The 8992-nt window shown below is 74.4% G+C and carries 10 protein-coding genes; 1 reads left to right on the forward strand and 9 read right to left on the reverse strand.

Going from position 1 to position 8992, the window contains the following annotated elements; translation table 11 throughout:
• Positions 1 to 72 precede the first annotated feature (72 nt).
• Positions 73 to 864: a polyprenol monophosphomannose synthase gene (locus AB0G50_RS32980; RefSeq protein WP_360116909.1), complete on the reverse strand. Its 792-nt coding sequence runs from the start codon at positions 862 to 864 to the stop codon at positions 73 to 75.
• Positions 839 to 2449, reverse strand: coding sequence for an apolipoprotein N-acyltransferase (gene lnt, locus AB0G50_RS32985; protein WP_360116912.1), 1611 nt, complete (start codon positions 2447 to 2449; stop codon positions 839 to 841). The genes AB0G50_RS32980 and lnt overlap by 26 nt, the downstream gene beginning before the upstream one ends.
• A 215-nt stretch (positions 2450 to 2664) precedes the next feature.
• Between lnt and AB0G50_RS32990 the strand changes: the two genes are divergently transcribed.
• On the forward strand, positions 2665 to 2859 hold the full coding sequence (locus AB0G50_RS32990) for a PspC domain-containing protein (protein ID WP_360116915.1): 195 nt from the start codon (positions 2665 to 2667) through the stop codon (positions 2857 to 2859).
• Here the strand turns inward: AB0G50_RS32990 and AB0G50_RS32995 are convergent.
• From AB0G50_RS32995 to AB0G50_RS33025, 7 genes are all read right to left on the reverse strand, one after another.
• Entirely contained in the window at positions 2837 to 3604 is a 768-nt protein-coding gene (locus AB0G50_RS32995) for a TetR/AcrR family transcriptional regulator C-terminal domain-containing protein (protein ID WP_360116918.1), read from the reverse strand. The genes AB0G50_RS32990 and AB0G50_RS32995 overlap by 23 nt on opposite strands.
• Positions 3605 to 4057: 453 nt before the next feature.
• Entirely contained in the window at positions 4058 to 4411 is a 354-nt protein-coding gene (locus AB0G50_RS33000) for a GntR family transcriptional regulator (protein ID WP_360116921.1), read from the reverse strand.
• 17 nt (positions 4412 to 4428) lie between these two features.
• Positions 4429 to 4818 carry a hotdog fold domain-containing protein gene (locus AB0G50_RS33005; RefSeq protein ID WP_360116924.1) on the reverse strand — a complete coding sequence of 130 codons (390 nt, stop codon included), beginning with the start codon at positions 4816 to 4818 and terminating at the stop codon, positions 4429 to 4431.
• The gene (locus AB0G50_RS33010) at positions 4815 to 5564 is read right to left on the reverse strand and encodes an OAM dimerization domain-containing protein (RefSeq protein ID WP_360116927.1); all 750 of its coding nucleotides are present in this window, start codon (positions 5562 to 5564) and stop codon (positions 4815 to 4817) included. Before AB0G50_RS33010 ends, AB0G50_RS33005 begins: the two co-directional genes overlap by 4 nt.
• Positions 5561 to 7129 (reverse strand): lysine 5,6-aminomutase subunit alpha, encoded by a 1569-nt coding sequence (locus AB0G50_RS33015; RefSeq protein ID WP_360116930.1) that lies wholly within the window; start codon positions 7127 to 7129, stop codon positions 5561 to 5563. Before AB0G50_RS33015 ends, AB0G50_RS33010 begins: the two co-directional genes overlap by 4 nt.
• 4 nt (positions 7130 to 7133) lie before the next feature.
• The gene (locus AB0G50_RS33020) at positions 7134 to 8630 is read right to left on the reverse strand and encodes an amidohydrolase family protein (RefSeq protein ID WP_360116991.1); all 1497 of its coding nucleotides are present in this window, start codon (positions 8628 to 8630) and stop codon (positions 7134 to 7136) included.
• 56 nt (positions 8631 to 8686) lie between these two features.
• Positions 8687 to 8953, reverse strand: a complete 267-nt coding sequence (locus AB0G50_RS33025; protein ID WP_360116933.1) for a hypothetical protein — start codon at positions 8951 to 8953, stop codon at positions 8687 to 8689.
• Positions 8954 to 8992 lie beyond the last annotated feature (39 nt).

Genomic DNA, 8992 nt, shown 5'->3' on the forward strand with positions numbered 1-8992 from the left:
GGGGGGCCCCGGCGGGGCCCCCCCCCGGGCCCGCCTCGTCTGTCGTCGCGTCGGGGTGCCGACGGCCGGGTGCTAGCGCCCGGCCGTCGACTTCGTCTTCGGCGCGAACAGGTCGCGCAACTGCGTCGCCCGCCGCCGCACGCCCCACTTCGTGACCCGCCACAGCGCCTCGCGCACGATGTTGCCGCTCATCTTCGAGTGGCCGATCTCGCGCTCGGTGAAGGTGATCGGGACCTCCACCACGCGGTAGCCCAGCTCGATCGTGCGCCACGCGAGGTCGACCTGGAAGCAGTAGCCCTGCGAGGCCACCGTGTTCAGCTTCAGCCGCTCCAGGACCGGCGCGCGGAACGCCCGGAACCCGCCGGTGATGTCCTTGACCTTCGCGCCCAGCGCCAGCCGCGAGTAGATGTTGCCGCCCATCGACAGCACCTGCCTGCGCAGCGGCCAGTTGACCACCGTGCCGCCGGGCACGTAGCGGGAACCCAGCACGAGGTCGGCGTCCTCGAGGGCGTCCAGCAGCCTCGGCAGGTCCTCCGGCGCGTGCGAGCCGTCCGCGTCCATCTCCACGACCACGCCGTAGCCGCGGTCGAGCGCCCACCGGAACCCGGCCACGTACGCCGCGCCCAACCCGGCCTTCTCCGTGCGGTGCAGCACGTGCACCCGGTCGTCGGAGGCGGCCATCCCGTCCGCGAGCTGCCCCGTGCCGTCGGGGCTCCCGTCGTCGACCACGAGCGCGTGCACCTTCGGCAGCGCCGCGTGCAGCCGCGTCACGATCTTCCCGATGTTGTCCCGCTCGTTGTAGGTCGGGATCACCACCAGCACCGGCCCGAGCTCGCGGTCAGGCTGCGCCTGCTGGTCCGTCATCCGTTTCCTCCTCGCCGACACCCGCACCAGGGGTCGGACGCGATCGTCGTGTCATGGTCAGGCTGAACGCCGCGGCCACCAGGCCCAGTGCGGTCATCACCCACTCGGGCCACGCGCCGAGCCGGGTGGCAAGCGTAGCCTCCCCCCGCAGCGGCAGCTCCGCCACCAGCGCGCCCGGCTCGAACAGGCCGGTCCGCTGGGTGACCGCGCCGTCCGGCGTCACGATCGCGCTCACGCCGCTCGTGGCGGAGACCACCACGGCCTTGCCGTGCTCGACCGCGCGCACCCGGGACATCGCCAGCTGCTGGTAGGTCATCTCCGTGTAGCCGAACGTGGCGTTGTTGGTGGGGATGGAGATGATGTTCGCCCCGGCGGTCACCGAGTCGCGCACGACGTCGTCGAAGGCGACCTCGTAGCAGGTGTCGATCGCGATGCGGGCCTTGCCGACCTCGAAGCCCTTGGGGTCCACGCCCGGCTGGAAGCGGCCGGCGCGGTCCACGGTCGAGGAGAAGATCCGGAAGAACTCCCGGTAGGGCATCGTCTCGCCGAAGGGCTGGAGCTTGCGCTTGGTGTAGGTGTCGGTCGGGCCCCGGCCCGGCTCCCACAGCACCACCGTGTTGCGCGGCAGGCCGTCGTTCTGGTCCACGACCACCGCGCCGACCGCGATGGGCACCTTGATCGCGGCGGCGGCGCGATCGATCTGGGCGGCCGCGTCGGGGTTGCGGAACGGGTCGATGTCGGAGGAGTTCTCCGGCCACAGCACCACGTCGGGCTGCCGGGCCCGGCCCGCCTTGACGTCGTCGGCGAGCTCCAGGGTGCGCTTGACGTGGTTGTCGAGCACGGCGCGGCGCTGGGAGGCGAAGTCGAGGCCGGCGCGGGGCACGTTGCCCTGGATCGCGGCGACCACCACGGTGCCCTCGTCGGCGGCGGTGCCCACGGTCGGGGTGAGCGCGAGGCCCAGGGCCGGCGGCAGCACGACCAGCGGCAGCGCGAGCTTCCAGTTGCGGCCCACGTGGGCCAGGCCGAAGCCGGTGAGCGCGACGGCGAACCCGATCAGCGGCGCGCCGCCCAGGCTCGCCAGGGGCAGGTACCAGCCCTCGGGCTGGCCGAAGGCGATCTTGCCCCAGGGGAAGCCGCCGAAGGGGAACCGGGCGCGCAGGGCCTCGTCGGCGACCCACACCAGGGCCATCCACAGCGGCGCGCCGGGCAGTCGGGACACCCGGGCGATCAGGGCCGTGCCCAGGCCGATGAGCACCGCGCACACCAGGGCCAGCGGCAGCCACGCGATCAGGCCGACGAACTCGCCGGTCCAGCGCAGCAGCGGGGCCATGAAGCCCAGACCCCAGACCACGCCCAGGCCGAAGCCCGAGCGCATGGTGCGGCGGTGCAGCAGCACGCCCAGCACGGCGAACCCGATCGGCGCGAGCCACCAGGCGGTGCGCGGGGGGAAACTCGCGAACACCAGCGCACCGCCGGCGGCGGCGAGCAGGATCCGGAGCAGTGCGCCGCGCACGTCCCGGCGTCGGCGGGGTGCGGGGGGTGTGTCGGGCGCGGCCTTGTCGGGCGCCACCGGGGGAGCTACCACGCGGTCAGCGTACGAGGCGGCCGTGAAGGCGCGGCAAAGGAGGCGACGACTGCCCGATACGCCCGTGTTGCGGGTCGGAGCCGGTCGGTCGCCGCCGGAGCGCGGCGCGGGGTGGCGTGGGTCGCGTGTCACGGAGGCGGCGGGCGGGAACCCCAGGGGCGGAATCAGGGTTGCCACCGATGCCGGCGGCCCGTCCGGGACGGAGAGTGGGTGGCATGACGACCACGACGACGTTGAGCAGGCCGAAGTCCGACCGGGTGATCGCTGGGGTGTGCGCCGGGCTGGCGCACCGCTACGGGTGGAAGCCCTCCACCGTGCGGATCGTGTTCGTGCTGTCCTGCCTGCTGCCGGGCCCGCAGTTCCTGGTGTACCTGGCGATGTGGCTGCTCATCCCGAGCCGCGGCTACTGACCAGCGCCGCGACCCCGTCGAGCAGCCGGTCGAGGCCGAAGCGGAACGCGTGGGCGCCGTCGTGCGGCGCTCCGTGGGCCTCCCCCGCCGCCGCGCCGACGCGGGCCGCGGTGGGGAACCGCTCGGGGTCGAACACCCTGGCCAGGAAGGGTTGGGCGGCCTCCCACCACTGGGTGTCGGACAGGCCGGTGTCGTCGGCGGTGCGCGCGCTGTCGACGGTGTCGCGGGCGGAGGCCTGGGCGTGGCCCAGCACCAGCGACAGCACCGAGTCCATCTCCAGGTCGGTCAACCCGATGCCGTCCACGGCGCGCAGTTCGTAGTCGTACTTGGCGGCCACGTTCGGGCCGAGGACGGCGCGGTGGGTGGCGACCTGGAGCAGCCACGGGTGCCGCAGCAGCAGCGCGTAGTTCTGCTCGGCGACGTGGGCGAGCCGGCCCCGCCACCCGCCGGGCACGTGGTCGGGCCGCTCGGTCTCGCCGTTGACCGTGTCGACCATGACGTCCACCAGCTCGCCCTTGCCGGGCACGTAGGTGTAGAGCGACATGGTGCCCACGCCGAGCGTCTCGGCGACCCGCCGCATGGACACCGCGCCCAGCCCCTCGGCGTCGGCGACCGCGACGGCGGTGGCCACGATCCGGTCCACCCCGAGGTCGGGCCGCCCCTTGCGCGCGACGGGTTCCCCGCTGCGCCACAACAGGGCCAGGGTGCGCGCGGGATCCCCGGTGCCGCTGTACTCGACCGCCACTCCGCCACCCTACGGACGCGGGCGTCCCGAGGCCGTCCGGGGGCCACTCCCCCGCGGCCCGCAGGCGTGGTGCCGGGCGGGCCGAGCGGTGTTCGTCGGTACTCCGAGTGCCGCGGTCGCCTTGGCCTGTTGAGGACCGCCGACGCCGTGGCGACGCACGCCGCCTGGTCGCTCGCCACGCTCGTCGCCGACCCGTCCGAGGCCGCCGAGGACAGACCCGCGTTCCGCAAGCTGAGCGGCGCGCTGGACCGGGCCTCCGCATTCGACCACCTGCAACTCACGCTGATCGCGAACCTGCCCTTCCCGGTCCGCCGAGTGCGGTACGCGTCGGTGCTCACCGATCGCGACACGCACATCCGCCTCGAGGACCGGTCGTCGGCCGTCGCGCCCTGGCCACGCCCGCGACAGGTCGGCGCCGCCGCGGTACCCACCGGTTTCCCCCGTGCGTGCTGGTCAGTCGGTGAGGGCGGCGCGGACGATGTCGAGGGCTTCGGCGGGGGTGAGGCCCTGTTCGCGGGCGGTGGTGGCGTAGGTGCGGGCGGCGTGGAGGACTCGTTCGCGGGTGCGTTCTCCGGCCGCGCTCACGACGGTGCCGGCTCGGCCCCGGGTTTCGATGAGGCCCGCCTCCTCCAGTTCGCGGTAGGCGCGGGCGACGGTGTTGACGGCGATGCCCAGTTCCGCCGCCAGGGCGCGGACGGTGGGGAGTCTGGTGCCCACGGCCAGTTCGCGGTCGGTGATCTTGCGGGCGAACTGCGAGCGCACCTGTTCGTAGGGCGGCACGGTCGATATCGGATCCAGGCTGATCACGGGGACGATCCTGGCACCTACCGCTTCCCCGGCGCCACGACCGTCCCCCGCGCGCGCGTGACGACCAGCGGCGGGTCGAGGACGTCGGCGGCGGTGGGGCCGCGGTCGGGCGCCGACCGGCAGACCACGCGGGCCTCGAAGTCGATCTCGCGGGAGCGGGTGCCGACGCGGACCAGGGTGGCGGTGGCCTCCAGGACGTCGCCCGCCTGGAGGGGCGCGAGGAACTCGACGTTCGAGTAGCCCGCGAACAGGCCCTCGTCGCCGTCGGTGCGGATGAGCAGTTCGGTGGCGACGTCGCCGAACACGCCCAGGCCGTAGGCGCCGTCGACGAGGTCGCCGCCGTAGTGGGCGTGGGAGCGGGGCACGTAGCGGCGGTGGGTGACGGTGACGCCCTCGGTCGGCTTCACGCGGGTACCTCCTTGGTCGGCTTCGCGGACACGGCGTGCACGAGGTAGCCGGCGACCTCGCCGGGGGTGGTGCCGCGGCCGAAGACGCGGTCGACGCCCAACTCCCCCGCCATCAGCGGGTCGAAGCGGGGACCGCCCGCGATGAGCAGGGGGCGGCGCGAGCCCATGGCCTCGCGGAACGCCGCGGCCATCTCGCGGGTGTTGAGCAGGTGCGCGTCGCGCTGGGTGACGACCTGGGAGACCAGGACGGCGTCGGCCTTCTCCGCGCGGGCGCGGCGCACGAGTTCGGGTACCGACACCTGCGCGCCGAGGTTCACCACGCGCAGCTCGCGGTAGTACTCCAGGCCCTTCTCGCCGGCGAAGCCCTTGACGTTGAGGATGGCGTCGATGCCGACGGTGTGGGCGTCGGTGCCGATGCACGCGCCCACGACGACGAGCTTGCGGCGCAGCACCCGTTTGACCGCGGCGTTGACCTCGGCCGGGGACAGCAGCGGGTACTCGCGTTCGACCACGCGCACCTCGTCCAGGTCGACCACGTGGTTGACCCGGCCGTAGACGACGAAGAAGGTGAAGTCCGCGCCGATGGGGTGCGAGTGCACGACCATGGCCGGGTCGATGCCCATCCGGTTGGCCAGTTGCCGCGCGGCGCCGTCGGCCTTGGGTCCGTGCGGCACGGGCAGGGTGAACGAGGTCTGCACCATGCCGTCGCCGGTGGTGTCGCCGTAGGGTCGGACGTGGCGGGTCATGGCGTCGCCTCCAGCAGCTCGGCGGCCGGGTTGGCGTAGCCGTCGGCCTTCGGGATCACCCCGTCGGCGCCGCGGCCGCCGTCGGCCGGGCGTTTCATCAGGCCGAACGTGCCGGCGGCGATGGCGTCGAGCAGCCCGTCGTCGACGATGCGGCCGAGCAGGTCCACGGCGTCGCCCAGGACCTGGTGGGCGCGCTTGACGATGAGCCCGTCGGGCGCGGGCCGGAAGTCCTCGCGCAGGCCGCCCGCGGCGTCCAGGACGTAGCGGACGTTGGCCAGCGCCAGGTCGCGGTCGGACAGGAACGGGGTGACGACGGCCTCGGTCATCATGCCGACGAGCAGGATGGACTGGCCGGTGAGCAGGCCCGCGAGGTTGAAGAACCCGTCGAGCAGGTAGCCCTTGAACACGTCGCCGGTCATGTGCTTGGTGGGCGGCATCCACTTGAGCGGCGCGTCGGGGAACAGCTCGCGGGCCAGCAGGGCGTGGGCGAGTTCCAGCCGGAACGACTCGGGGACCTTCGGGTCGATCTCGAAGGCGTGGCCCAGGCCCAGCAGGTGGTCGGGCAGGCCCGCCTCGTGCGCGAAGCGCTCGTTGAGCAGCTGGGACACCGTCACGGTGTGCGCGGCGTCCACGGCGTCGGCGGTGGTGAGGTAGTTGTCCTCGCCGGTGTTGATGATGATCCCGGCCCGGGCGTGCACCTGGCGGGAGAAGCGCTGGTCCACGAAGGTGCGGATCGGGTTGATGTCGCGGAACAGGATCCCGTACATGGAGTCGTTGAGCATCATGTCCAGGCGTTGCAGCCCGGCGAGCACGGCGATCTCGGGCATGCACAGGCCGGACGCGTAGTTGGTGAGCCGGACGTAGCGGCCGACCTCCTGGGACACCTCGTCCAGGGCGGCCCGCATGATGCGGAAGTTCTCCTGGGTGGCGTAGGTGCCGGCGAAGCCGTGGTGGGTGGCGCCCTCGGGCACGTAGTCGAGCAGGGACTGGCCGGTGGAGCGGATGACGGCGATGACGTCGGCGCCGGAACGGGCCGCGTTCTGCGCCTGGAGGACGTCCTCGTCGATGTCGCCGGTGGCGACGATCAGGTAGATCCACGGTCGCCGCGGCGGGTCGCCGAGCTTCGCGACGAGCTTGTCGCGCCGCGCCCGGTTGCGGTCGACGGTGCGCAGGCCGCGGGTCACGGCGGCGCGGGCGGCGGTGAGCGCGCGGGCGCGGGCGCGGCCCTCGGGGAGGGTGTAGCGGACCTGGCCCGCGGCGGTGGCCTCGGCCAGTTCGGTGAGGGTGGCCAGGTCGTGGCGGCGCAGCGCGTCGAACACCGGCAGCACCGCGCCGTGCTCCAGGCCGCAGTGCTCGCGGACGGTGTCCACGACGCGGTTGACCCACGGCACGTCGCCCGCGCGGTGGGTGGAGTCGGCGCCGGTGATGCCGGCGAGCCGGAGGGTGGCGCGCTCGACCGCGACCGTGGTGTGCGCCTTCGCGATGGCCACCACGGGTTCGGCCGCGGTGGCGGCGAGCCGGCGCGCGGTGGCGACCACCTCGGGGTCGAGGTCGAGCAACGCCATGGGGTCAGTCCTCCCGGTCGTAGATCGTCACGCCGCGCAGCACGGTCCGCAGGCAGATCGGCGCGGGTCCGTCGAGCGCGGGAAGCGCGGGCACGCGGGAGCGGGGGTCGGTGGACCACCGCTGCACGCGCGAGTCGGGCGCGGCGACCTCCAGGTCGCCCGCGTCCCACACCGCGTAGGTGGCGGGCGCGCCGGGCTGGAGGGTGCCGGTGAGGCCGTCGTCGACGCCGGCGGCGCGCCACCCGCCGCGGGTGTGGGCGGTGAAGGCGGCGCGGGCGGACACGCCGTGGCCGTCGGTGCGGTGGCGCACGGCGGCGCGGACGGCGGCCCACGGGTCGATGTCGGTGACCGGCGCGTCGGAGCCGAAGGCGAGCACGACGCCGGCGGCGGCGAGCACGGAGAACGGGTTGAGCGCGGTGCCGCGCTCGACGCCCAGGCGGTGCGCGTACATGCCGTCGGGTCCGCCCCACTCGCGGTCGAACAGCGGCTGCACGGAGGCCACGACGCCCCACGAGCCGAGCCGTTCGGCCTGCTCGGCGGTGATCATCTCGACGTGTTCGAGGCGGTGCCTCCGGGCGGCCAGCGCGGGCACGCCGACGGTCTCGGCGGCCCGGGCGAACCCGGCTACGACGGCGGTCATGGCGGCGTCGCCGATCACGTGGAACCCGGCCTGGCGGCCCGCGCGGGTGCAGGCCACGACGTGCGCGGCGACGGCGTCGGCGTCCAGGTAGAGGGCGCCGGACGTGCTCGGGTCGTCGGTGTAGGGGGCGTGGAGGGCGGCGGTGCGGGAGCCGAGCGCGCCGTCCACGAACAGGTCGCCGGCGAGTCCGGCGACGGGCAGGTCCACCGGGTCGGGCGACCCCCAGTAGGCGATGACCTCGGGGCCGCCGGTGTGGGCGAGCAGGTCGGCGAGGTCGTCGCGGCTGGAGATGTCGGGTCCGGCGCACTCGTGCACCGCGGCGATGCCCTTCGAGGCCGCGTGGCGCAGGAACGCCCGCTGCGCGGCGCGGCGCTGCCCGGCGGGGATGGCGTCCTTGGCCGCGCCGCGCGCGTGGTGGTGGGCAGCGCGGGACAGGGGGCCGTCGGCGGACCAGCCCTCGGCGTCGCGGGCGGCGGGCGCGAGGTCGACCAGGGCGGTGGACACGACCGCGGAGTGCACGTCGACGCGGGAGAGGTAGACGCGGGACCCGCCGGCGGCGGCGTCGATCTCGGCGCGGGTGGGCGGCCGGTTCTCCGGCCAGCGGGTCTCGTCCCAGCCGTGGCCCCACACGAACGGCCCCTCGGCGGCGCGCACCCGTTCCAGCAGTTCGGCCAGGGACGCGCAGCCGGTCAGGTCCAGGCCGGTGAGCAGGAGGCCGGCGGCGGTGGCGTGCACGTGGGCGTCGACGAACGCGGGGGCGACGAACGCGCCGCGCAGGTCGACCACCTCGGCGTCGGGGTGCAGGGCGCGGCCGACGGAGTCCTGGCCGAGCCACACGACCACGCCGTCGGTGATCGCCATCGCCGTCGCGTCCGGTGCGGTGGGCGAGTGGACGCGCCCGCCTACGAGGAGTGTTGTCACGCCTGCTGAGTCTGCCTGTGCTCGAACAGCTCCCGCACGGCAGGCTCCGCGCGCAGCAGGTCCAGGGCGAACGCGGCGTGACCGGGCACGTAGCCGTTGCCGATGAGCATCTCCACGTCCGCGGCGAGGCCCTCGGCGCCCAGCGCGGCGGCGCTGAACGAGGTGGCCATGGAGAAGAACACGACCGTGCCGCCCTCGGCGGTGGCGAGCACGGCGCCCGGGTACAACCCCCGGCCCTCCCCGCACCCCACGCTGACAACCACCACCACACCCCCCCCGGCCGCGCCGCCCCCCGCGGCCCC

It is taken from the genome of Actinosynnema sp. NPDC020468, from assembly GCF_040642015.1.
GTDB lineage: Bacteria > Actinomycetota > Actinomycetes > Mycobacteriales > Pseudonocardiaceae > Actinosynnema.